Genomic DNA, 22,973 nt, shown 5'->3' with positions numbered 1-22,973 from the left:
GCTCGTGCCGCGCTTTCGACGTCCCCCGAACCGCTCATGAAAGGCACCCCCCATGGATCTGCACGGGAAAGTCGCCGTAGTCACCGGCAGCGGGCGCGGCCTCGGGCTGGGATACGCCCGAGCTCTTGCCGCGGCCGGAGCCGCAGTCGTCGTCAATGACGTCGACCAGGACGCGGTCGACGCCGCCGTCGCCACGATCACCGCCGCGGGAGGCAGGGCGGCAGGCGTCGTGGCGGCGGTGGGCGACAGCGCGGCGGCCGAGGAGCTGGTGGACACGGCGGTGCGGGAGTTCGGGCGCCTGGACGTGCTCGTCACCAACGCCGGCATCCTGCGCGACCGAGTGCTGTGGAAGATGACCGACGAGGACTTCGACGACGTCGTCCGCGTTCACCTGCGCGGCACCTTCACCTGTGCCCGTGCGGCAGCCGTCCGCATGCGGGAGCAGGGAACCGGCGGCCGGCTCGTCCTCATCTCCTCGCCGGCCGGACAGCGCGGCAACTTCGGCCAGACCAACTACGCGGCCGCGAAGGCGGGCATCGTCGCCATGGCCCGGACCTGGGCCATGGAGCTGGGCCGCGCCGGCATCACCGTCAACGCCGTCGTGCCCGTCGCCGCCACGGAGATGACCAAGACCATCCCGGCCTTCGCGCCGGTCATCGAGGAGTCCGAGCGCACGGGCAGCCCCCTGCCCGACTGGCTGCGCAAGGACGAGGGCCTCGGCACCGTCGAGGACGTCGCCGGCCTGATCACCTTCCTGGCCTCGGACGCCTCCGACGGAGTGACCGGGCAGGCGATCGGCATCGGCGGCGACCGGCTGGCCCTGTGGGCGCACCCCAAGGAGAAGGCGGTCGCCTTCGCCGACGGGGGCTGGAGCGCCGACATGATCGCCGCCCTCTGGCGGGGCGGCGTGGGAGCCGAGGCGGAGACCTACGGCATTCCGGCGCCCCAGGCTCCGGTGGCGTGAGATGGGTGACCTCACGCTCGACCCGGACCGGCTGACGGCCATCGACGTGCACACGCACGCCGAGGTCTCCAAGGACGGCCACGGGGCGCTGAGTCCCGAACTGTTCGGCGCCTCCGAGACGTACTTCAAGGCGCACGGCCACCGGCAGCCGACCATCGAGGAGATGGCCGCCCACTACCGCGAACGCCGCATGGCGGCCGTGGTGTTCACCGTCGACGCCGAACACGCCACCGGCCACCCGCGGATCTCCAACGAGGAGATCGCCGAGAGCTGCGCCGCCCATGCGGACGCGCTCATTCCCTTCGCGAGCATCGACCCGCACAAGGGGCGCGCGGGCGTGCGCGAGGCACGGCGCCTGGTGGAGGAACACGGCGTCCGCGGCTTCAAGTTCCACCCCAGCATCCAGGCGTTCTCCCCGAACGACCGGATGGCCTATCCGCTGTACGAGGCCATCGAGGAACTCGGTGTGCCCGCACTGTTCCACACCGGCCAGACCGGCATCGGCGCCGGCGTACCGGGCGGCGGAGGCATCCGGCTGAAGCACTCCAACCCCATGCTGGTCGACGACGTCGCCGTGGACTTCCCCGAGTTGCGGATCATTCTGGCCCACCCGTCCTTCCCGTGGCAGGACGAGGCCCTGGCGGTGGCCACCCACAAGCCGCACGTGTACATCGACCTGTCCGGCTGGTCCCCGAAGTACTTCCCGCCGCAGCTCGTGCGCTACGCCAACACCCTGCTCCAGGACAAGGTGCTCTTCGGCTCCGACTACCCCGTGATCACCCCCGACCGGTGGCTCGCCGACTTCGCGAAGCTCGACATCAAGCCCGAGGTCCGGCCGAAGATCCTCAAGGAGAACGCCGCCCGCCTGCTCGGCCTGCTCACCGACTGAAGGAACCGAAGGAAGTGAAGGAATCGAAGGAGTCGCCGTGTTGAACCAAGGCATCGGCTCGTGGCCCACGCGCCGGGCCCGCAAGACCCCGGACCGGGTCGCGCTCGTCCACGAGGACCGCTCCTGGACCTACAGCGAGCTCCATCAGCGCGTCCTGCGCCTCGCCCATTCCCTGCGGGAGCTGGGAGTGGGCCGGGGCGACCGGATCGCGTACCTCGGCCCCAACCATCCCGCCTTCCTGGAGACGCTGTTCGCCGCCGGCCTGCTCGGGGCGGTCTTCGTCCCGCTCAACACCCGGCTGGCCGCACCGGAACTGGCGTACAACCTGTCCGACTCGGGCAGCGTCGTCCTCGTCCACGCGCCGGAGCAGGCCCGGGCCGCACGCGCTGCGGCCGACGAGGCCGCGGTGCGGCACCGGATCGCGCTCGACGGTCCCGACGAGGGCGTCCTCGGGTACGAGGAGTTCCTCGCCGGCGGCGCTGTCGTGCCCCTGGACGAGGTCGTGGCGCCGCAGGACACCTGCATGATCATGTACACCTCCGGGACCACGGGCCGTCCCAAGGGCGCCGTACTCTCCCACGGCAACATCATCTGGAACAGCGTCAACGTCCTCGTCGACACCGACCTCGCCGGCGACGAGGTGACCCTGGTCGTCGCCCCGCTGTTCCACACCGCCGGCCTCAACATGACCTGCCTGCCCACCCTCCTCAAGGGCGGCCGGGTGGTGCTGCTCGGTTCCTTCGATGCCGAACGCGTCCTGGAGACCATCGAGTACCAGCGTGTGACGTACATGTTCGGCGTCCCCACCATGTACGACGCCATGGCCGCCCGGCCCCGGTGGGCGACGACGGACCTGTCCAGCCTGCGCACCCTCAACTGCGGCGGCGCACCGGTACCGGCACGCACCATCGCCGCCTACCTCGCCCGCGGCCTCGCCTTCAGCCAGGGCTACGGCATGACCGAGGCGTCCCCCGGAGTCCTCTTCCTGGACAGGGAGCAGACCTCGGCCAAGGCCGGATCCGCGGGCGTGCCGCACTTCTTCACCGACATCCGTGTGGTCCTGCCCGACGGCCGGGACGCCGAGCCCGGACAGCGAGGTGAGGTCCTCGTCCAGGGCCCCAACGTCATGACCGGGTACTGGGGCCGGCCGCAGGACACCGAGGCCGCCTTCACCGCCGGCGCAGGCGGCCACTGGCTGCGCACCGGCGACGTGGCCCGGACCGACGGCGACGGGTACGCCTACATCGTCGACCGGGTCAAGGACATGTTCGTCTCGGGCGGCGAGAACGTCTACCCGGCCGAGGTCGAGGACGCGCTCCTCACCCACCCGGCCGTCGCCGAATGCGCGGTCATCGGGGTACCCGACCCGGTCTGGGGCGAAGTCGGCCGCGCCGTCGTCATCCTCGAGCCCGGAGCTCGCGCCGACGAGCAAGGCATCCTCGGCCACCTGCACGGCAGGCTCGCCAAGTACAAGATCCCCAAGTCCGTGATCGTCACGGACACCCTGCCCCGTACGGCCTCCGGAAAGATCATCAAGCCCACCGTGCGCGACACCTACGCGGACGGTCCCGCAGACCACCCCCACCACCCCCACCGCTGAAACCCCGCTTGCAGGCCGCGCTCAGCGCTGCCCGCACCACCGAAAGGTCCCTCCATGCCGACCATCGTCAACGGCCTCGAAGAACTCAAGTCCCTCAGTGGAGCCGACCTCGGCCGTACCGAATGGCTCGACATCACCCAGAACCGGGTGAACACCTTCGCCGACGCCACCGACGACCACCAGTGGATCCACACCGACCCCGAGAAGGCCAAGGACGGCCCCTTCGGAGGCCCGATCGCCCACGGCTACCTCACCCTCGCCCTGATCATCCCGCTCTTCGGCGAGCTCCTCACCATCACCGGCACCACGATGAGCGTCAACTACGGCCTGGACAAGGTCCGTTTCCCCAGCCCCGTGCCGGTCGGCGCGAAGATGCGCCTCCACGGCGCCGTCGGCACCGTGGAGGAGGTCAAGGGCAATGGTGTCCAGATGCCGCTGACGTTCACGGTGGAGGTCGAGGGCAACGACAAGCCGGCCTGCGTGGCCCAGGCCGTCTACCGCCACTACGCCTGATCGCCCCCGATGCCGGCTTTTGCGACAAGGCGCGTGGTGAAGCCGCGGAGGATACGCCGACGTCGAGATCCGGGTCGTCGACCGCGGCCCCGGAATCCCCTGCGCCATGATGACGGCGAGCCGTCGTGCGCATGAAGCGGTGTGGCCCTGGGCCGGATGGCACAGCCGCAGTGTGATGCGGTCGGTGTCAGCGGTTTCCGATCCACAAGATGGCGGCGGCGATCAAGGCAGAGCCGGCGGCGGTACCGGCACCGCGTACGGCGCTGAACATCGCGGCGCGGCCGAGTCGGCGAATGGTGCGCTTGTCCTTCATCCTGGGCCCCTTCGGGTGGTGGCGCCCGGCTCCTTCGGCCGGGTGCTGACCTGAGATTCCGGGCCCGCGGGGGCGTGTGTCCGAACGGGATGACGTTCCGGACGAACGCGCTCTGGAGGCACGTGCCGAGCGTGCCCGCAAGGCCGCGAACCTGCCGAGCTCGCGGCGTACGGCTGCGGCCGCGACGGTGCGGACGAAGTACAAGGTGACCGTGAGATTCCAGGCGATCAGCGCCTGGTTGACCGCTCCCCCCAAGCGCGTGACCGTGCCCAGCCCCGGCAGCAGCGAGCAGGTTCTCGCGCTGGTCCAGGTGTGGAGCGAGTGGGCTGGGGAGAGGCCCAACGAGAGGTACTGGCGCGACCTGCTGGAGAAGGCCCAGACCCCAGTGCGGCCGGCCCGGACACTCGCGCCAGGGCGCTGGAAACGCCGTCGCCGGGCACGGCTCCGGTACTGCGGACGCTTCCGCGCGACGTGGCATCGTTCACCGGCCGTGACGCGGAGCTGGAACAGCTCGTGCAGGCCGGTGACGCTGGTGGGGTACTGGCCATCTACACCATGGACGGCATGGCAGGGGTGGGCAAGACCGCGCTCGCGGTTCACGCCGCTCACCTCCTCGCCGACCGGTTCCCCGACGGGCAGTTGTTCGTCCGCCTGGACACCCACACACCCGGTCGGTCCCAGGCCGATCCTGCCGCGGTGCTGGCCTCGCTCCTCACCGCATGCGGGATACCTCCGCAGCTGGTTCCCGACGGCCTCGATGCCAGGGCGGCACACCACCGACTTCACGACCGCCCGGGACCTGCTGGGCAAGCTCGCCGCCGGAAACCGGGCCGTCGCGACCGCCTTCGAACTGTCCTACCGCGACTTGCCCGCGGACCAGCAGCTCCTCTTCCGCCGCCTGGGCCTGCACCCCGGCCCCGACACGGACGCCGCCGATGCGGGCACCGATGCGTACGAGGAAGCGGCCGGAACGTCCGCGGTCGCGGGAGCGCCCTCCGGTACCTCAGCCGCCCCGCTCGGGGACGAGGCTCCGCTGCTGCCGGAGTCCGAGGCGGAGGGGTTCCGGGACCAGTGGGCCCGGATCCAGGGAGGCTTCGTGGACGACCCCAGGGAATCCGTCCGCGAGGCGGACGCGCTGGTCGCCTCCGTCATGCAGCACCTGGCCGGCACCTTCGCCGAACGCAAGGGTGCCCTGGAGGAGCAATGGCAGAGCGGCGGGGAAGTCGCCACCGAAGACCTCCGCCTTGCCCTTCAGCGTTACCGCTCCTTCTTCAACCGCCTCCTGACCACCTGAGCCGGACTCCCGCGCCGGGCCGCCTCGGGCCGCCTCGGGGCCTCGGCCGGGGCCAGCGCGTCGGCGGACCGGTCCGGCGAGGGGCCTCGTAGGCTGGCCGGATGCGCCATCATGATCTTGTCGTCATCGGTGCGGGATCCGGCAATGCCGTCATCGACGACTCGTTCGCCGGTCTCGACGTGGCCATCGTCGAGGAGCGCTGGTTCGGCGGAACCTGCCTGAACGCCGGCTGCGTCCCGAGCAAGATGCTCGCCCACACCGCCCACGTCGCGCGCACCGTCCGGGAAACCGGGACGTTCGACGTGGACGCCGAGCTGAGAGCGGTGCGCTGGCGGGAAGCTGCGACCGGGTCTTCCGACGGCTGGATGCCGAACGGGACCAGGGCCGCAGGGGCCGTACGGATGAGGACTGGATCACCGTGTACGAGGGCACGGCGCGGTTCACCGGCCCGCGGACCCTGCGGATCGACCGGGCGGAGGGTGCCGTCGACGTGAGTGCCGGGCAGATCGTCGTCGCGGCGGGCAGCCGGCCGCTGGTACCCGGTCCCGTCGCAGGGGCGGGGCTGCCGTACGAGACGTCCGACACCGTGATGCGCATCGACGCCCCGCCCCGGCGCCTGGCGGTCCTCGGCGGCGGGTACGTCGCCGCGGAGCTTGCCGAGGTGTTCGCCGAGGTGGGGAGCTCCGTCGCCATCGTGGAGAAGGAGGAGCGCCTGCTCGGCCCGCAGGACGAGACGGTCGCCGAGCGGTTCACCGAGCTGGTCCGCTCCCGCTACGACCTCAGGCTCGGTCGGGAGGTCACGGCGGTCAGTGGCCGACCGGGCGAGCTGCGGCTGACCCTGGACGACGGATCGACGATCGAGGCGGACATGCTGCTCGTTGCCGTCGGCCGTGTTCCGAACAGTGACCGGCTCCACCTCGAAGCGGCCGGCATCGCCACCCACGACGACGGCCGCGTACTCGTCGACGCGCACCAGCGCACCACCGTGGAAGGCGTGTTCGCGCTCGGTGACATCTGCTCGCCGGTGCCCCTCAAGCACGTGGCCAACCGGGAGGCGGAAGTGGTCGCGCACAATCTCCGCAGCCCGGATCACCTGATCGCCGCCGACCACGACCTGGTGCCGGCGGCGGTCTTCACCCAACCGCAGATCGCCTCCGTCGGCGCCACCGAACAGGACTGCCGCGACAGGGGAGTGGACTACCGGGTGGGCACGGCCGGCTATGGCGACACCGCTTACGGCTGGGCGATGGAGGACACGACCGGCTTCTGCAAGGTCCTCGCCGAGCCCGGCACCGGACGGATCCTCGGCGCGCACCTGCTGGGTGCGCAGGCCTCCGTACTCATCCAGCCCCTCGTCCTGGCGGCGACTCTGGGCATCGACGCCGTCACCCTCGCCAAGTCCCCGTACTGGATCCATCCCGCGCTCACCGAGGTCGTGGAGAACGCGCTCCTCGACCTCGGCATGTGACTGGGTGCCACGAGAGTGCGCGAGGAGGCGCCGTGACAGCAGAGTTCGACCACTTCACCGACGTGCTCGACGGACCGATGTACGTGGTCACGGCCGCCTCCGCCGCCGGGCGCGCGGGATGCCTGGTGGGCTTCGCCTCGCAGTGCTCCATCGACCCGCCGAGGTTCACCGTCTGGCTGTCGACCGCCAACCACACCTACCGCGTCGCTCGCGAGGCCGAGTACCTCACCGTGCATCTGCTCCGCCGGGAGGACCGGGCGCTGGCGGAGCTGTTCGGAGAGGAAACGGGCGACCGGGTGGACAAGTTCAGCGCCGTCGGCTGGCGTCCGGGCGAAGCGGGCAGCCCGGTCCTCGAGCAAGTGTGCAGCTGGTTCACCGGCCGGATCGATGGGCGGATCGAAGGCGGAGATCACGTGGGATTTCTCCTGGCGCCGGTGGCGGTGTGCCCGCCGATCGAGGGTCCGCCACCCCCGCTCCTCCGGTACCGGGAGCTGCGGGATCTCGACCCGGGTCACCCCGCCTGAGACCGCCGAGCGCGGCGCCGGACACCCTCGAGACCGCCCGCCCGGACCATCAAGGGCAACCTCCGCCTCAGGGCCCGGGCCCCGTCGGCGCGCGATGACGACCCCGGTGCGGGAGTGTGGCCGAGAACCACCGGTCCAGCAGCGACCCACCCGCACCTGCGCAGAGACGGGAGAACCATGCGGCACATCACCCTGAACAACGGTATCCGGATGCCCATCCTCGGCTTCGGCGTCTACCAGATCCCGGCGGAGCAGACCGAGCGGGCCGTCACCGACGCGCTCGCCGCCGGCTACCGGCTCCTGGACACCGCCGCGGCCTACGGCAACGAGGAAGCCGTCGGCCGAGCCGTCAGGAACAGCGGCATCTCCCGCGAGGAACTCTTCGTGACCACCAAGCTGTGGGTCCAGGACGCCCCCGCCGAGGACAACACCCGGCGGGCCTTCGAGACCTCCCTGACCAAGCTCGGCCTCGACCACGTCGACCTGTACCTGGTGCACCAGCCCTTCGGCGACGTCTACGGCCAGTGGCGAGCCATGGAATCCCTCAACCGCGCGGGCCTCGCGCGAGCGATCGGGGTCGCCAACTTCTACCCCGACCGGTTGCTCGACCTGATCCTCAACAACGACATCACCCCGGCCGTCAACCAGATCGAGACCCATCCCTTCTTCCAGCGCGCCGACTATCAGGAACTGATGCGCGAGCGCGGTGTCCAGATCCAGTCCTGGGGCGGCTTCGCCGAGGGCAGGAACGACCTGTTCGCCAACCCGCTCCTGGCAGAGATCGGCAAGGAGTACGGAAAGTCCGTCGCCCAGGTCGTGCTGCGCTGGCTGACCCAGCGCGGCGTCGTCGCGATCCCGAAATCGGTACGGACCGAGCGCATGGCCGAGAACTTCGACGTCTTCGACTTCGAACTCACCGACGAGCAGATGACGGCCATCGCCACCCTCGACACCGGCAGCTCGCTCTTCTTCGACCACCGTGACCCGGCCATGGTCGAGAGGCTCGGCAAGCACCGGCTCGACGCCTGACCGGCCCTGTGCATACGGACGGCGGGCACCCCCCCGCTGTTCGGGGGTGGCCCGTCCGGGAGTGACCGTCACTACAGGGGAGCCACCATGGGTACTCCCTGGAGCCCCGCGGCGACGCCGTGAGCACAGGCCGGGTTTCCGGTCGTCTCCTCACGGGGCACGGCCGGCCGTGTCGGCGAACGGGCTGTCGCCGAGGTGGGCCAGGAGGTCGGCGGGATGCCGGTACACGGCCCGCGCCCCGGCCTCTTCGAGGTCGCCGCGGGGAATGCCGCCACTCAGCAGTCCCACGCAGGTGACGTCGGCGCGGCTGCCTGCCCGCATGTCCCAGACCGTGTCCCCGACGAAGACGGAGCCGCGCGCGGGTGCGTCGGCGAGGTCGAGGGCGTGGCGCACCGGGTCGGGTGCGGGCTTGCCGTCCTCCACGTCGTCGGCGCTGGCTGTGGCGGTGATGGCGTCGTCGGCGTCGACGGCACGCCGCAGAGCGTCGAGTTCGGCCTGCTGGGCGGAGGTGACGAGTACGACGCGCCAGCCGCGCCGGTCCAGCTCGCGCAGCAGGTCGGCTGCCGCGTCCAGGGGCGGCAAGCGGTCGAAGTACGTGCCGTAGAGGGTGTCGTGCGCGGCGGTCAGCGTGTCGTCCCGGTCGGTGTCGTGGTGTTCGCCCAGCAGATGTGCGAGGAGGTCCCCACCGGGCAGGCCGATGGCGCGGTGGATGTCGTGCATGGCGACGTCGTGTCCACCCTGTCGCAGGGCCTCCCACCAGCACGTGACGTGCAGGTGGTTGGTGTCGGCGAGGGTGCCGTCGACGTCGAACAGCGCGGCCCGGTTCATGCGCGCTCCCGGTGGTCAGCGGCCGAGCTCGCGCTTGAGTTCGGCCTTGTTCATGGAGGAGCGGCCGTGCAGGTTGCGGCGTTTGGCCTCTGCGTAGAGCTGGTCGTACGTGGGCCCTTGTGCGCCGCTGTGGGAGCGTTGGCCGCCGCGCTTGTAGGACGACATGTCCTCGATCGAGCTCTTGCTCGCCGTCTTGGACTCGCCCGAGCGGGCCCGCTCCTTGTTCACGGTCCGGGCCGCGATCTCCTTCGCGCGCTCCGGGCTCTCGCCGCGCTCCTGCGCACTCTCCTTGATGTGCTCGTACTGCCGTTCACGCTTCGGACTGGATCCTCGGGGCATGACGGACTCCTCTGTTGGACGGGGGCGGCCTTCAGTACGAAACCGCTGTTGGCCGCGTCCGGCGGCAACGGATCGGCCCCCCGGCTCCTGCTCCGGACCACCGGGAACACGTCGTGCGTGTACCCTCCGCCCGCCTTCGCACTCCTCGCGCCCTGACGCCTTGGGCGGGCGGAAGCCTCGCGTTGCTTAAGGCCTCCAGGGTGCGGTCTCCATGCCCGCCTCCTGCCTCAGGCCGTCGAGGAACTCCCCGACGGCCTCGAGCGCCGTACGCCGGGGCGCCCAGCCGAGTTCGGACCTTGCTCGTGCGCAGTCGAGCAGGGGGAGCCGCAGCACGGCGTCGAACAGGTCGGGGGAAGCGGACACCAGGTGCATCCGCCACGCCGGCAGAGGCGCAGGTGGTCGCCGAGCACGGGATGACGGCCGGCGGGGTACGGGTGCGCAACGTGGCGATGCCCGTGATCGACCGTGCCTTCGCCGTGTACCACCTCGGATCAGGCGCCGCGCGAGTGCCCGAACCGACCCTGTCAGCGTCATCGGAGTCGGCTCGTTCGCGTGCTGGGCGGCGTCGCTTGCCGCGCGCAGCGATCAGGCCTGCTGCCGTTCCGGGCGGGGGCTCCCGGCCGTGCCCGGTTCCCGTGCGAACAGGGCGAGGAGCTCGGCGATGTCGCGGTCGGCTTCCGCGGGGTGGCGGAATTTGGCTCCGGGGGTGATCCGGTAGTGGTTGCGGCGTCCCTCGCGTACCCGGGTGAGGTATCCGGCCCCTTCCAGGTCGGCGACGATCGACTGGACGGTCCGCTCGGTGAGCATGCAGGTCTCCGCGACGTCCCGCAGGCGGACGGTGGGATCCCTGGCGAGGGTCAGGAGTACGCGTGCGTGGCTGGTCAGGAACGTCCACGGCGCTTGAGCCGAAGCTGCATCACCCATACCCCCAGCCTGCCCGAATATTGTGCATACGTCCATATTTTCAGGTAATTCTTGACGTACGTTCCACCCGTGCAGACCATGCTGTTGAAGGAGCAACCCCAGGACATTCGGGGAGGCCGTCATGACAGGGTTCATGTACGAAACCGACCTCGACACCACCACCGTCGAGGAGCTGGAGATCGGCGTGGAAGCGGGCCCGCCCGGAAGCGTCGAGGTCCGCGTGTGCGGCGAAATCGACTTCGACAACGCCGCGTTGCTCCGTGACACCCTCCTCACCGCTCTCGCGGCCCAGCGCGGCAACCTGCTCCTGGACCTGCAGCAGCTCGGCTTCTGTGACTGCGCGGGCCTGAACGCGCTGTTGGTCGCACGCTCCACGGCGCGGCGGGCGGGCAGGAGCCTGCGCATCACCGCCACCAGCCCCTGCGTGGAGCGGCTCCTGGAGCTCACCGGCTGCCGCACCTCCCTCACCTGACCGTGCACGTCGAAGACCAGATCGTCATGACCGTCCCCTTTCCCCCTGCCCCGAGAACCGAGCAGCGCCGCGACCTGCCCGTCCCCGCCGACCGAGCCGTCGAAGCGGCCCGCACCCCGGATCCCACCGCCATGCACTGACGCGCTGTGGAGTACTCCTCGAACCGATGAGGAAGAGGACACGGTGCCGGTCACCTTGGCGGGGACCCGTACCAGGACACCGAAGATGACCTCGGGTGTACCTCACGGGGTGGTGACCGCGTACGGATCCGTAGATCCGCCGATCGCGGGTAGGCGCCAGCCATGATTCCTACCGAAAGTCTTGCTGCCGAAGGCCAGGGCGCGCTCTTCCTCGTGATCGCCGGAGTGGTGGTGGTCGTGCTTCTGCTCGGTGCGTTCTGGTACGGCAGCCGGCGGAGCGCACGGCGCCGTGCCCCTGTCCGGCCGGCCGAGCAGAACCCCGCGGCACGGCAGCGTGAGGACTCCTGGCAGACACCGGACGACGACGCCGCCGGCCACGGTCCCCGGGTTTGAGCACGCCCGATGGGGCCAGGAAGTGCGGTACGACCAGGAGGTGCGCGATGTCCGGTTCGGCTCTGTCCTTGCCCCTGCTGCCCGCCGGACTGATGGCCCTACCCGGCGTCTACCGGCCACAGCCGGACACCCTTCTCCTCGCGGAGGCGCTCGACCAGGAGGAGCTCGGGCCGCAGAGTGACGTGCTGGAGATCGGTACGGGCACCGGAGCGCTGGCGCTGCAGGCCGCGGCCACGGGAGCCCGGGTGATGGCCGTCGATGTTTCCTGGCCCGCTGTGGTCACGGCTCGTTTGAACTCCTTGCGCCGCCGCTTGCCCCTGCGCGTCCTGCACGGCGACTTCGCGGCACGCACCGCGGGCCGTCGCTTCGACCTCGTCGTGGCGAACCCGCCGTACGTACCGGCGCCGGAGGTCCGGCTTCCGTCGCACGGTCGGCAGCGGGCCTGGGACGCCGGCCCCGACGGGCGCGCGGTCCTCGACCGGATCTGCGGGAGGGCCCCGGCCCTGCTGCGTCCCGGGGGCGTCCTGCTCCTCGTGCACTCACAGATGTGCCGGGCCGAGGAGACGCTGGAGAGCCTGGCCAGGGTGGGGCTGGCCGCCGAGGTCACCGCGAAGGTCTCCGTGCCGTGGGGTCCCGTACTGCGTTCGCGACGGTCCTGGCTCGAGCAGCGGGGGCTGGCGGCCGAAGCCCAGGAATGGGAAGAGTTGGTGATCATCCGTGCACGGCCCGCCTGAACGTGACCCATGCCCGGTCTCCGCAGCGGGGCCCGCCCGCCGGGTGACCTTGGAACCGAACGGGCCGGTCCTGGTCGAGGGGCCGGTCGAGGTCGTCCTCGACGACGGGACGGTCGCCCGGTCCGACCGCTTCATGGTCGCGGTGTGCACCTGCCGCCGCAGCCGTACGTACCCGTGGTGCGACACCAGCCACCGAGACCGCGAGCGGCCCGCCGCGCCGCCCGAGGACAGGAACCCTTCATGACCCTTCCCAGCCCGACCACTCCCAGCCCGACCACGACGTCGGCCACCGCCGGCCCCCGGCTGGTCGCGGGCCGGGGCGAGCTGTCCCGGGCCGTGACCCAGGCCCTGCGCTACGGCGGCCCGCCGGTCTACGCCCCCAAGGCGATACTGCAAGCGGACCCGGCGGGCGAGGACCTCCAGCTCGCCCTGTACCTGCTCTACGAACTGCACTACCGCGGCTTCGAAGGCGTGGACGACGAACGCGAATGGGACCCCGACCTGCTCCGGCTCCGCCAAGCCATGGAGACCCGCTTCCTCCACGCCCTGCGCACGGAGCTGTCCGACGCGCCCCGATCGGTCGGGGAAGCCTTCGCGCCGCTCCTCGTGGAGCCGATAGCCCTCTCCGGCAGCCTCACCCACTACCTCGAAACCGAGGGCGAGCTATGGCAGCTACGCGAGTACGCGGCCCTCAGATCCCTCTACCACCTGAAGGAAGCGGACCCGCACGCTTGGGCGATCCCCCGGCTCACCGGCCGGGCCAAGGCCGGGTTGGCCGCCATCGAGTACGACGAGTTCGGCGCCGGCCGCGCGGACCGCGTCCACGCACGGCTCTTCGCGGACCTCATGGCGGACCTCCACCTGGATCCCCGTTACGGCCTGTACCTGGACCGAGCGCCCGCGCCCCTGCTCGCGACTGTGAACCTGATGTCCCTCTTCGGCTTGCACCGGGCCCTGCGCGGCGCTCTCGTCGGCCACTTCGCCTGCGTCGAGGTCACCTCCTCGCCCGGGTCCCGACGCCTGGCCAAGGCCATGCGGCGCTGCGGCGCGGGACCCGCCGCCGAGCACTTCTACGCCGAGCACGTCGAGGCCGACGCCGTCCACGAACAGGTCGTACGCCGCGAGGTGATCGGCGGACTCCTGGCCGACGAGCCGGAGCTGGAGGCGGACGTCGCCTTCGGCTGCGCGGCGACCGTCCTCCTGGAAGACCGCCTGGCACACCACATCCGCGAGGCCTGGGACCAGGGGCGCAGCGCGTTGCGTTCGCCCCTGCTGGGGGTGTGAGCGGCCGCCCGAACCCGACTCCCAGCCTTCGCCGTGGGCTGGTGCTGTTCGACGAGGTGGCCACGGCCCGTACGAAGAGCATCGCGCAGGCGACTCCGAGCAGCGCGGTGCACAGACCGAGCCTATGGGGGCGGTGCCGGTCCCCTGGGGTTGTCCAAGGGCGGAAGCCACGGCGCAGGGTGCGCAGTCGGCGGCCCAGGAGCTGATCGGCGCGCAGCTCCTGTTCGATGTCGCTCAGGAGCTTCAGTTCCTGCTGCGAGAGTTCAGGGGCGTCCATGACAGGGCCCCCTCCTACCTGTCACCGCGCAGACGGCCGGTTGCCCTTCTGTGCTCACGTACCGTCAGGGGAGCCAGCGCCTCACGTGGCGTCCCTGTTCACGGCTGGTCAGCGGGCGAGTACGTGGCCGTCGTGGGGGCGGTGGTCGCGGGAGCGGCGCAGGTCGGTGGTGACGTAGGTGCGTTGCAGCCAGCGGTCGGCTCCGTCGTAGCGGGGGTGGAAGGCGGTGCGGCCGTGGACGGTGACGCGGTTGTCGATGACGACCAGGTCGCCGGGTGTCAGGCGCAGGGTGCGGGCGGTCGCCTCGCAGGCGCGGCCGAATTCGGCCAGTGCCGCGGCGGCTCGGGGGGTGAGCGGGGTGGTGACGAGTTGAGCCATGCGGATGTCGGGATCCTCGACTGCTCCCGACAGCACCGGTCGCGGCCGGGCAGCGGGGTCGGCCGTGGCGGCGCCGGGGCCGAAGGAGGGCGGCGGTGTGGTGACGAACTCCGATGTGAACAAGGCCTCGCGGCTGGCCGGGGTGAGGAGCGGCAGCGCTTGGCGGATGCCGGCGACGCGCATGCCGGCGATCCGGTCGTGGTCGGCACGCAGGCACAGGAAGATCACATAGTCGGGCGGGTGGGGGTGGAAGCCGTTCTCGGTGTGGAAGGACAGGGGCACCGATCCGGCGTTGCCGTGGAAGGTCTCCTGCCCGGGGACGGGCACGACGTCCTGCACGAGGGCGCCGGATTTCTCCGCGAGGTAGGCGAGGGGCTCGCCGAGCCCGCAGGCCACCATGGCGAGCACCGCAGCCGGGATGGTGGCCTGGCGCTGGACCGAGCCGGGTACGGTCGGCGTCGCGGGCAGGCCCGCCTGATCCACGGGCAGGCCGCCGATCACCAAGGTCCCGTGCGGGCCGGAATGCCGTCGGAACCGTCGCACTTCGCGGCGCAACAGCAGCGGAAGGTCCTCCCAGAGGTCCCGGGCCCGTGCCACCCACTCGGGGCTGTCGACCCGGTCGTCCCCGCGGGTGCACAGGGTGCGGGCCAGCCGCTCGCACGCGCCGGCATCGGCCGGATCCAGCTCCCGATCCGCGGCGACGACGCTGCTCCGGGTCGTGTCGGGCGTGGTCTCGGGCATCAGGGTCTCCTGCCGGGGCGTGGACTGCGGACGCGCGGACTGCGGAAGCGCGGACTGCGGAAGCGGGGACTCACGAGTGGCGCAGGCCGGCCACGGCATCGGCGATGTAGTGGTCACCGAATCGGATCAGCGAGGCGTACTGGGCCGCGCGGCGATGGCGCATGAGCCGTAGTTCGGCCACGGCGTTGTCGGGGCCTTCGGCCTTCTGAGCGATGGAACGACGCAGATGCACCATCGAGTACGCGAGGGTGACGTGCCGTTCACCGTCCACGATGTCGGCTTCCAGGAGAGCACCCCGTGTCTCGGCCAGCTCCGGGGCGCGGGCCGCCAAGTGCTCGTAGGAGTCGGGAACCACGGACAGCAGGTCCTTCATCGCCGCCCGGAACAGCTTGTATCCGCGATGCTGGCGCCCGCTCAACGGGATGTCCACCGCCGGAGGCGCCATCGTGTGGCGTATCGCCGCCATGTAGTAGTCGGCCGGGATCGTACTGGCGTGGGCCATCGCTGCCGGGAAGCCGCGCACATACACCGTCGCATCGGCCAGCCGCGTCAGCGCGGCATCGCCGTCGCCGAGCCGCAGATGGTGGGTGGCGTCGGCCACGGCGACGGCGGCGCAGACGTTGAACAGGACATGGACCTGGTGACCGATGAGCCACCGAGCACTCCACACACTTTCCAACGACGCCCCCGCACCGGTCTCGTGGCCGGCCATCGGCGGGACGGAGCCAGGGTCGGCGCCCGGCGCTGCACCGGTGAGATCGAGCACCGACTGCCGCATCCCGGCAACCTCCAGCGCCAAGTCGGAGCCCGATAGAGGAGCATCACACAGGTCTTCCAGACCGCGGTGGATGACCAGGGCGCCGTGCAGGGCGGCCTGCTGATCCGACAGCTCCCCCTCACGGACACGGAAGAACGACTGACTGGTCGATTCCGCCGGCAGGCCCTCACCGACCACGGCCGGAGCCAGTTCCGACAGAGCGGCCGCCAACTCACCGGCAACCGTGGTGGCCTGCCGCAGCGCGAGGGTGCGCTCGACAGGTCTGGCATGGGTCGACACCGAGGCCAGCACGCGCGCGGTCCGATGCGCCTCGGCATCGACGCGTGGGCCCAACACCGGGACGGGCCGCCCACCTTGAGGGTCTCGGAAGACAGCGACAGCAGGATGACCGGCAACCGGTGATAAGCCCATGGTTGAAGTACTTCGCCACGAACACTCCACACGAAACCTGATCTGTAAGACCATTCCACCGCGGTGCACCGGAGTTGGCCGAGAGGGCGCGCCCCGTGGCATCCGGTCGGCAGTTGGGTTTCTGCGATCGTGAACCAGCCGAAGCCGGCGCGGCGTAGGTCGATGGGGCGCTCTGGACCTGTTGCTGGTCGGCGCAGGCGCGCTCCAGAGAGCTCAGCTGAGGGTGAAGGTCCAGTTCTGGTTGGCGGTAGCGGAGTTGAGCTGCTGGGTGAGCCGGGCGCCGTCGGTGGCATCCGCGGCGGTGAGCAGCAGGCCGCTGCGGACGGAGGTCAGGGTGTGGCCGCCACCGGGGGTCGGGGTGATCCGCCAGCGCTGGTTGTCGTTTCCGGTGCAGGTCCACTGGATGACGGCTGCTCCGGCGCCGGTGGAGTTGGCGTTGACGTCCATGCACAGTCCGGATTGGACGTTGCGCGCCGTCCAGCTGCCGTCGGCATTGGCGGTGAAGGTCCAGCGCTGGTTGTTGCCGCCGTGCCAGGTCCACTGGATCAGTTGGGTACCACCGGTGCCGACCGCCCCGGGTACGTCCACTACTTGGGCGCCTCCGGTGCGTCCGATCCGGTAGGTGGCACCGGAGTTGACCGGCCCGGTGCAGTTGACGCCCGGGCCTTCGGCCGCGCCGATCGCCGGTGCACCGGCTGCGGGGACCGGGTTGCCGAAGTAGTCGTACCCGCCGTTGCCGGGTATCGCTGCCCCGGCCGCCAGCGCCGGCGAACCGGCGCAGAGCCGGTAACCGTCGGCGTGCGCGCGGTCGGTGGCGGTGCCGGCGGCACGTAGGAGCGGGTCGCTGGTGCCGCCGGCGCCGGCAGGGGCACCGGTGATGTTGACCAGCTGGTTGTGGTCGAGCTGGTAGCCACCGCTGCGCAGGGTCATCGAGGCAGTGCCCGAACCAGCCTTCACCACAACGTTGTTGCGGAATTTGACCTGCCGGGTGGTGGTGTTGTTCTCCTGGATCACGGACTGGCTGACACCCGGGCCGATGTAGATCGTGTTGTTGTGGACGTCGGCGGACTCGATCGGGCCCGAGCAGTTCTCGATGCCGCGGTAGGCGTCGTTCTGGCTGATGTTGTAGCGCACCACGGCCCCGCGCAGGATGCCGTTGGCGTTGCACAGCAGGAAGAAGCCGCCCGCGTTGTCGTGGCTGTAGTTGTACTGGAAGACCGTGTCGACGCTGCCCTGGTCGATGTCGTACGCCATGCCGTCCCGGGTGGAGACGCCGCCGCTCGCCTCGTTGTACTGGAAGAGGGCGTTGTCGGAGTCGTACGCCCAGATGCCCGCGTTGTAGCCGGCCGAGCGTCGCTGGAAGCCCTGCACGGTGTTGTGCTCGACCAGGACACCGGCGGTGTTGCCCGCCACGATGCCGTCGCCGCCGAGGTCGCTCAGCCGGTTGCCGCTGACCGTCACGCCGGTCCAGGGAATGAACGTGCCGGCGCTCGGTGCCTCGAAGCCGGAGCGGTTCCACGTGGAGACGAAGAAGATCCCCTCCCGGTCCACGGTGCGGATGCTGTTGCCACGGATCGCCACGTCGTCGAACCGGGTCTGTACGGCGGTGCCGCCGACCGTCAGGTAGATGCCGCCGCTGCCCCCGAGGTCCTTGGTGTCGTCACCGTTGACGTCGTGGATGTCGAGGTTCTCCAGTACGAAGTGGCTCGCGGTGCCGTAGTCGCTCAGTTCGATCGAAACGGCGCGGCGATTCCCCTTGGTCGCTCCGGAGTTGGTGATCTCCAGGTTGCGGATCTCCCACTGCTGTTGGTTTCGCAGCACCACCGCGCGTGGGGCGCCAGCACCCGCGACCAGTGGGGCCGCACCGCTGCCGTAGGCGTCGACGGATATGGGGCGGCCGGGGACACCGGAGCCCTGCGGGGCGAGGGTCCCGGTGCAGGCCGCCCCTCTTTTGAGCAGAATCCGGTCGCCCGGCGCGAAGACGGTGGCGCTCACTTTGGCGAGCGAGCGCCACGCGGTGGCGGGTGAGGTGCCGGCCGCGGTGTCGCTGCCTGCGGCGCAGTCGAGGTAGAAGGTTGAGTCCGCGGCCCGGGCGGGCGTGGCAACGCCGAGGGCACAAGTGAGGGCGCACAGGGCAGCGGTGAGGGCGGAGCGGATGCGCATAGCGTCCTCCGGCGGGTGGCGAATTGCGCACAAGTGCAACGCAGCGCACCCGCCGTGTCAATATCGGATTGAAAGTCGGCTCCACCGAGCATCATTGAGCATGGCCGAGTGGGCTCCCTGGCTCTGACGGTGGCTCACAGGCTCCCGCTCACCTGGAATCGATCACGTCCCCGACCCGGCCCGATCTGCTCCTCACGCAGGACGCAGACGTGGTGGTCGGGTAGCTGGGTCAGGGCCGGGCGCCCTCGGCCCGGGCCCGTGTACATGGCTCCCTGGGCGGTCACGGCCGCAGCCGTTACGGCGAGGAGCTCCCGCTCTCGGCCCGCCGGGACCCGGGCCGCCGCCATCGCGGGACCGCCCCTGGGCCTGTCCAGGACATGAGTGCGTGACGTGCGCGGATCCCCGCAAGAGTGATCGGGAACTTCTATGGTTCAGGCGTCAGTTGGCGTCCTTCCGGGCGCCTCCAGGGCCCGGCGAACCTAAAGGGTCGATCAAGGAAACGAGGGATGTACGGAAAGTAGGGGAATTGTGAACGCCACTTGAACGACGGGTAGTTGATGAAGGGTTTCCAGCCGCCTCGCTGCCTGCTTAGACTCCGCTCAAATCAGAGGCTCACTGGGGGAGGATCCCGCATGTCCCGCACTGCCGAATCGTCAGAACAGGCGCAGGACTTGATGTCGGACGGGGCGCGGTCGTCGCGGTCGGCCACCGGGAAGGGGCGCCTGACCAGCGTCGCCCTCGCCGTGGCCCTGCTCGCTTCCCTCGCGACGGCCTGCGCCGATGCCGATGCCGCCGCCGGCGGCGGCAAGGCCCTGCAAGCCAGCGGTTCCACCACCGTGGCACCGGTGGTCGCGGACGCCGCAGAGGCGCTCAAGGCGCAGGGGTTGAACATCACCGTCGCCACGCAGGGCGGTTCCGCCGGCGGGATCTCCCAGCTCGGTGCAGGACAGATCGATGTCGCGCTCAGCTCGAAGCCCATCGGTGACAAGGACCGCGCCGACAACCCGAAGGCCGACTTCGTCTCGACGCAGATCGGTTCGGACGCGGTGGGCGTGATCATCAGCAAGCAGGTGGCCGACGCCGGGGTGAAGAACCTGACCGCCGAACAGGTCCGCGGCCTGTTCGAAGGAAAGATCACCAACTGGAACCAGGTGGGCGGCCCGAACCTGGAGGTCTTCGTCTACGACAAGGAGCCCGGCCGAGGCACGCGCGAGGTGCTCGACAAGTACCTCTACCACGGCGAGAAGCCCCCGCCGCCGCCGAACTCCGACCACTTCGCCATCGTGGGCGGCAACCTGGAGACCCGCAACAAGCTGGAGTCGACCCCGGGAGCCGTCGGCCCGCTCTCGACCGGATTCATCGACGGGCGCGACAAGCTCGTCGCCGTCTCCCTGGACGGCATAGCCCCGACCATGGAGAACGTCGCCTCCAGCAAGTACCCGATGACCAGGCCCCTGTTCCTCGTCACGAACGGCCAGCCCAAGGACACCTCGAGGAAGCTCATCGACTACCTGGTGTCCGAGAAGGGCCAGGAGCTCCTGCCGAAGCACGGCTACCTGACCCTCAAGCAAATCGGGAAGTAGCCCATGGCCGTCAAGACCCTGGAGCGGCCACCGGCCGCACCGGAGCCGGAGGCATCGCCACGTCCCTACCGGTCCAGGTGGATCTGGGCCTGGGTGTTCACCGGCGCGCTCTTCATGGCCGGCGTCCTGCTGGTACTGATCGGGTACCTCGGTGTGGGCGTCGCGGGCGGTGAGATCGACTGGCATGAGCTTCTGACGGAAGCGTCCTGGAACCCCGTCGACTCCGTCTTCGGCGGGCTGGCCATGATCTACGGCTCGGCCGTCGTCTGCCTGGTGGCCCTGGCGCTCGCGGTGCCCGTCGGCTGGGCGGCGGCCATCGCCCTGTCGGAGTACCTGCCTCCGAGGCTCGCGCGGCCGCTCCGCATGAGCGTGGAGCTGCTCGCGGCCGTGCCGTCCATCGTCTACGGGCTCATCGGCATCCTCGTCGTGAGGCCGGTGATCGCGTCGTTGGCGGACGTGCCGGGTGGCGACAGCCTCCTCGCGGCCGGGATCGTGCTCGCGGTCATGATCACCCCGACCATCGTGGCCGTGAGCGTGGACGCGCTCTCCGCGGTCCCGGACCGCTACCGGGAGGCGGCCTTCTCCCTCGGCCTCACCCGCCGCGAGGTGGTCCGCTCCGCGGTCCTGCCGCTCGCGCGGTCGGGCATGCGGGCGGGAGTCCTGCTCGGGCTCGCGCGTGCGCTCGGCGAGGCCATCGCCGTGTTCCTGGTGGTGGGACGGGCCGACGGGCGCCTGCCCTCCTCCCTCGGCGGGGTACTCGACTCGCTGGTCCACCCCGGCCAGACCCTGACCACGAAGCTGGCAGGCCCGGAGCCGGTGCTCGCCGGCACCTCGGGCCCGTACTTCGCCTCGATCTGCGGCCTGGGCCTGGTACTCCTCGGCCTGGTCGCAGCGGCGACGGTGTGGGGGTCGCGGGGCAAGACGCGGTCCGAGTCCGTTCGGCGCCGGGGCGGGCACCGGCAGGCCGCCCGGATGCGCGGGGAACTCGACCGTGTCGTCGGCTCCATGCGGCTCGCGGCCCTGCTCCTCCCCGGTGTGCTGCTGCTGGGCATGCTCGGCATCCTGGCGACGCGGGGGAGCGTCGCGTTCAATCCGGCGTTCTGGTTCTCGTCCGCGGTGGGCGCGGCCGGCGGCGGAGTGAGCGGTCAGATCGTCGGCACGCTCCTGCTGGTGGTCACCACCGGGCTCATCTCCCTGCCCCTGGGCTTCGGTGCCGGGATCCTGCTGGGTGTCCACGCCTCGAAGCGCGCCGCGCGGGTGCTCCAGACGGTGACCGTCGTCGTGGGCGGTACACCGACCATCCTGCTGGGCCTGGCCGGGTTCGTGATCCTCTGCACCGCCATGGGCTGGGGGAGGTCCTGGCTGGCCGGGGCCATCGTCCTGGTCCCCGTTGTCGTCCCCGTGGTCGCCCTGACCACCGCGGGCCGCGTCAGGAGCATGCCGACGGAGACTACGGAGAGCGCCCTGTCGCTCGGGCTGACCCGCGCGCAGTACATCCGGTCGGTCGTCGTGCCGTACACCTGGCCCGCGACCATCACCGGCCTGCTGCTCGGTCTGGCCCGTGCCGCGGGGGAGACGGCGCCGCTGATCTTCACCGCCACGGTGTTCTTCGGCGCTCCGGCGTTGCCCGGCGGCATCGTGGCGTCACCGGTGCAGTCCCTGCCCACGCACATCTTCACCCTGTCCCAGGACTCGGGCGATCCCCAGGCGGTTGCGCAAGCGTGGGGAAGCGCTATGGTCCTGGTGCTCATCACCGCGGTACTCCTGTGCGTGGCCGTCGCGCTGCGCAACCGCTTTGAAGGAGAGCGATGGACCACGTAATCACGGTGCGGCACCTCCGCGTGCGCGACCGCGACAAGACCCTCGTCGGACCGGTCTCCTTCGGGCTCGAACACGGGTCGACCACCGGCCTGTGCGGGCCCTCGGGGGCGGGCAAGTCGACGCTGCTGCGCGTACTCGTGGACCTGCTGCCCGCAGGTCTCGCACGGGACGGCGACCTGGAGGTGCTCGGGCGGCCGATCGCCGCCGGCAAGGGCGACGCGGACCTGCGGGCCAAGGTCGTCCTCGTGCCGCAGACCCCGGTGGTCTTCGGGGGGAGCGTCCTCGACAACGCCCTCTTCGGCATCCGGCACGTCCTGCGCGCCTCGCGGCAGGTCATGGAGGAACGTGCCGAACAGGCCCTGAACGAAGCAGGGTTGTGGAAGGAGGTCTGCGACCGGCTCGACGCGCCGGCGCAGACGCTGTCCGCCGGCCAACGTCAGCGGCTGTGCCTGGCCAGGGCACTTGCGCTGGAACCGGCCGCTCTCCTCCTCGACGAACCCACCAGCGCCCTGGACGAGCGGAGCAGGGACACGGTGGAGGAGTCGGTGGCCGCTCTGCGCGGGCGCCGGACGGTTCTGCTCGTCTCCCACGACCCGGCGCAGGTGGAGCGGCTCTGCGACAGGAAGGTCATGCTGGATCCGCCGGTCGCCCTGCCCCAGCAGGTCGTCATGACGACCTGAGACGTACGGGGCACAAGAACGCGGTGCGGGTGGGCAGTCGGCGTACGAGGCGCCGGCTGCCCATCGGCCTTTCCGTACCCGGATCAGCAGTCGCGCTTGCGGCCGCTGTCGGCGGTCTCCTGCGCGGTGGCCGCGAGCCGTCCCAGCTCGGCGGCGAGCATCGCCAGCCCGCTGGGCTTGAGGCGGTAGTACGTCCAACGCCCGCAAGGGTCGGTCTCGACGAGGCCGGCCTCCCGCAAGACCTTCAGGTGGTTCGACAGGTTCGTCTGCCGCGCCCCGGTCTCCTCGACCAGGTGGGTCGTGCAGAGGGCCTCGCCCGCCAGAAGGGTCACGATCTTGAGGCGCAGGGGCTCGGCCAGTACGCGTAAGACGTCACCGTCAACTGATGTCAGCATCCGCCGAAGATCTCATGCGCGGGACCGGTGCGTCCACT

Annotated in this window: 25 protein-coding genes and 3 pseudogenes; 19 read left to right on the top strand and 9 right to left on the bottom strand. The window is 70.6% G+C overall.

Annotated elements, in window-relative coordinates:
- The first annotated feature begins 52 nt into the window (after positions 1-52).
- From OG898_RS32405 to OG898_RS32390, 4 genes are read left to right on the top strand one after another with little or no spacing between them, the layout of a single operon-like run.
- Positions 53-964: an SDR family NAD(P)-dependent oxidoreductase gene (locus OG898_RS32405; protein ID WP_266961786.1), complete on the top strand. Its 912-nt coding sequence runs from the start codon at positions 53-55 to the stop codon at positions 962-964.
- Between the two features lies 1 nt (position 965).
- On the top strand, positions 966-1,853 hold the full coding sequence (locus OG898_RS32400; RefSeq protein ID WP_266961784.1) for an amidohydrolase family protein: 888 nt from the start codon (positions 966-968) through the stop codon (positions 1,851-1,853).
- 37 nt (positions 1,854-1,890) lie between these two features.
- Positions 1,891-3,453, top strand: coding sequence for a long-chain fatty acid--CoA ligase (locus OG898_RS32395; protein ID WP_266961782.1), 1,563 nt, complete (start codon positions 1,891-1,893; stop codon positions 3,451-3,453).
- 54 nt (positions 3,454-3,507) lie between these two features.
- Positions 3,508-3,966: a MaoC family dehydratase gene (locus OG898_RS32390; RefSeq protein ID WP_266961780.1), complete on the top strand. Its 459-nt coding sequence runs from the start codon at positions 3,508-3,510 to the stop codon at positions 3,964-3,966.
- Between the two features lie 187 nt (positions 3,967-4,153).
- Here the strand turns inward: OG898_RS32390 and OG898_RS32385 are convergent, their stop codons facing one another.
- Positions 4,154-4,279, bottom strand: coding sequence for a hypothetical protein (locus OG898_RS32385; RefSeq protein ID WP_266961778.1), 126 nt, complete (start codon positions 4,277-4,279; stop codon positions 4,154-4,156).
- A gap of 757 nt (positions 4,280-5,036) precedes the next feature.
- On the opposite strand from OG898_RS32385, the gene OG898_RS32380 reads away from it, so the two are divergent.
- The 5 genes and pseudogenes from OG898_RS32380 to OG898_RS32360 all read left to right on the top strand — a co-directional run bounded on the left by OG898_RS32380 (position 5,037) and on the right by OG898_RS32360 (position 8,594).
- Positions 5,037-5,573, top strand: a complete 537-nt coding sequence (locus OG898_RS32380) for a hypothetical protein (RefSeq protein ID WP_266961776.1) — start codon at positions 5,037-5,039, stop codon at positions 5,571-5,573.
- A 101-nt stretch (positions 5,574-5,674) separates the two neighbouring features.
- Positions 5,675-5,851, top strand: a pseudogene (locus OG898_RS32375) (FAD-dependent oxidoreductase); the annotation flags it as partial.
- Entirely contained in the window at positions 5,773-7,041 is a 1,269-nt protein-coding gene (locus OG898_RS32370; RefSeq protein ID WP_323182869.1) for a mycothione reductase, read from the top strand. The pseudogene OG898_RS32375 and the gene OG898_RS32370, both read left to right, overlap by 79 nt.
- Before the next feature lie 77 nt (positions 7,042-7,118).
- Positions 7,119-7,565 (top strand): flavin reductase family protein, encoded by a 447-nt coding sequence (locus OG898_RS32365; protein ID WP_266962684.1) that lies wholly within the window; start codon positions 7,119-7,121, stop codon positions 7,563-7,565.
- A gap of 177 nt (positions 7,566-7,742) precedes the next feature.
- On the top strand, positions 7,743-8,594 hold the full coding sequence (locus OG898_RS32360; protein WP_250738474.1) for an aldo/keto reductase: 852 nt from the start codon (positions 7,743-7,745) through the stop codon (positions 8,592-8,594).
- A 150-nt stretch (positions 8,595-8,744) separates the two neighbouring features.
- Here OG898_RS32360 and OG898_RS32355 read toward each other — a convergent pair whose 3' ends face one another.
- The 3 genes and pseudogenes from OG898_RS32355 to OG898_RS32345 all read right to left on the bottom strand — a co-directional run.
- Entirely contained in the window at positions 8,745-9,422 is a 678-nt protein-coding gene (locus OG898_RS32355; protein ID WP_250738473.1) for an HAD family hydrolase, read from the bottom strand.
- Between the two features lie 15 nt (positions 9,423-9,437).
- The gene (locus OG898_RS32350) at positions 9,438-9,761 is read right to left on the bottom strand and encodes a plasmid stabilization protein (RefSeq protein ID WP_266961774.1); all 324 of its coding nucleotides are present in this window, start codon (positions 9,759-9,761) and stop codon (positions 9,438-9,440) included.
- Between the two features lie 186 nt (positions 9,762-9,947).
- Positions 9,948-10,142, bottom strand: a pseudogene (locus OG898_RS32345) (NAD-dependent epimerase); the annotation flags it as partial.
- Positions 10,143-10,165: 23 nt separating this feature from the next.
- Between OG898_RS32345 and OG898_RS32340 the strand changes: the two are divergent.
- Positions 10,166-10,249, top strand: a pseudogene (locus tag OG898_RS32340) (metallophosphoesterase); the annotation flags it as partial.
- A gap of 97 nt (positions 10,250-10,346) precedes the next feature.
- Here OG898_RS32340 and OG898_RS32335 read toward each other — a convergent pair.
- Positions 10,347-10,685 carry a winged helix-turn-helix domain-containing protein gene (locus OG898_RS32335; protein WP_250738471.1) on the bottom strand — a complete coding sequence of 113 codons (339 nt, stop codon included), beginning with the start codon at positions 10,683-10,685 and terminating at the stop codon, positions 10,347-10,349.
- A gap of 121 nt (positions 10,686-10,806) precedes the next feature.
- On the opposite strand from OG898_RS32335, the gene OG898_RS32330 reads away from it, so the two are divergent.
- From OG898_RS32330 to OG898_RS32305, 6 genes are all read left to right on the top strand, one after another.
- Positions 10,807-11,157, top strand: a complete 351-nt coding sequence (locus OG898_RS32330) for an STAS domain-containing protein (RefSeq protein ID WP_266961772.1) — start codon at positions 10,807-10,809, stop codon at positions 11,155-11,157.
- Positions 11,158-11,159: 2 nt separating this feature from the next.
- Positions 11,160-11,297 carry a hypothetical protein gene (locus tag OG898_RS32325; protein ID WP_250738469.1) on the top strand — a complete coding sequence of 46 codons (138 nt, stop codon included), beginning with the start codon at positions 11,160-11,162 and terminating at the stop codon, positions 11,295-11,297.
- Positions 11,298-11,459: 162 nt separating this feature from the next.
- On the top strand, positions 11,460-11,690 hold the full coding sequence (locus OG898_RS32320) for a DUF6479 family protein (protein WP_266961770.1): 231 nt from the start codon (positions 11,460-11,462) through the stop codon (positions 11,688-11,690).
- A 47-nt stretch (positions 11,691-11,737) separates the two neighbouring features.
- Entirely contained in the window at positions 11,738-12,424 is a 687-nt protein-coding gene (locus OG898_RS32315) for a HemK2/MTQ2 family protein methyltransferase (RefSeq protein WP_266961768.1), read from the top strand.
- Positions 12,408-12,668 carry a CDGSH iron-sulfur domain-containing protein gene (locus OG898_RS32310; protein WP_250738466.1) on the top strand — a complete coding sequence of 87 codons (261 nt, stop codon included), beginning with the start codon at positions 12,408-12,410 and terminating at the stop codon, positions 12,666-12,668. The genes OG898_RS32315 and OG898_RS32310 overlap by 17 nt, the downstream gene beginning before the upstream one ends.
- Complete coding sequence (locus tag OG898_RS32305) at positions 12,665-13,708, top strand: iron-containing redox enzyme family protein (protein ID WP_250738465.1); 1,044 nt, start codon at positions 12,665-12,667, stop codon at positions 13,706-13,708. The genes OG898_RS32310 and OG898_RS32305 overlap by 4 nt, the downstream gene beginning before the upstream one ends.
- Before the next feature lie 385 nt (positions 13,709-14,093).
- On the opposite strand, the gene OG898_RS32300 is transcribed toward OG898_RS32305, so the two are convergent.
- From OG898_RS32300 to OG898_RS32290, 3 genes are all read right to left on the bottom strand, one after another.
- Positions 14,094-15,104: a clavaminate synthase family protein gene (locus tag OG898_RS32300; protein WP_266961765.1), complete on the bottom strand. Its 1,011-nt coding sequence runs from the start codon at positions 15,102-15,104 to the stop codon at positions 14,094-14,096.
- A 70-nt stretch (positions 15,105-15,174) separates the two neighbouring features.
- Positions 15,175-16,173 (bottom strand): hypothetical protein, encoded by a 999-nt coding sequence (locus tag OG898_RS32295; protein WP_266961763.1) that lies wholly within the window; start codon positions 16,171-16,173, stop codon positions 15,175-15,177.
- Between the two features lie 333 nt (positions 16,174-16,506).
- Positions 16,507-18,456, bottom strand: coding sequence for an RICIN domain-containing protein (locus OG898_RS32290; RefSeq protein ID WP_266961761.1), 1,950 nt, complete (start codon positions 18,454-18,456; stop codon positions 16,507-16,509).
- A gap of 632 nt (positions 18,457-19,088) precedes the next feature.
- On the opposite strand from OG898_RS32290, the gene OG898_RS32285 reads away from it, so the two are divergent.
- Genes OG898_RS32285 through OG898_RS32275 form a run of 3 tightly spaced genes read left to right on the top strand, consistent with a single transcriptional unit; the run spans position 19,089 to position 22,540 of the window.
- Complete coding sequence (locus OG898_RS32285; RefSeq protein WP_266961759.1) at positions 19,089-20,039, top strand: phosphate ABC transporter substrate-binding protein; 951 nt, start codon at positions 19,089-19,091, stop codon at positions 20,037-20,039.
- 3 nt (positions 20,040-20,042) lie between these two features.
- A complete protein-coding gene (pstC, locus tag OG898_RS32280; RefSeq protein WP_266961757.1) occupies positions 20,043-21,860 on the top strand; it encodes a phosphate ABC transporter permease subunit PstC in 1,818 nt (605 codons plus the stop codon).
- Positions 21,848-22,540, top strand: coding sequence for an ATP-binding cassette domain-containing protein (locus OG898_RS32275; protein WP_250738459.1), 693 nt, complete (start codon positions 21,848-21,850; stop codon positions 22,538-22,540). The genes pstC and OG898_RS32275 overlap by 13 nt, the downstream gene beginning before the upstream one ends.
- Positions 22,541-22,623: 83 nt before the next feature.
- On the opposite strand, the gene OG898_RS32270 is transcribed toward OG898_RS32275, so the two are convergent.
- The gene (locus OG898_RS32270; RefSeq protein WP_250738458.1) at positions 22,624-22,935 is read right to left on the bottom strand and encodes a helix-turn-helix transcriptional regulator; all 312 of its coding nucleotides are present in this window, start codon (positions 22,933-22,935) and stop codon (positions 22,624-22,626) included.
- Positions 22,936-22,973: the final 38 nt, after the last annotated feature.

This window comes from Streptomyces sp. NBC_00193, from assembly GCF_026342735.1.
In the GTDB taxonomy this organism is placed as follows: Bacteria; Actinomycetota; Actinomycetes; order Streptomycetales; family Streptomycetaceae; genus Streptomyces; species Streptomyces stoeckheimensis.
Note: the sequence above shows the minus strand (reverse complement) of the source record. Positions and strands in the feature narration are given on the sequence as shown.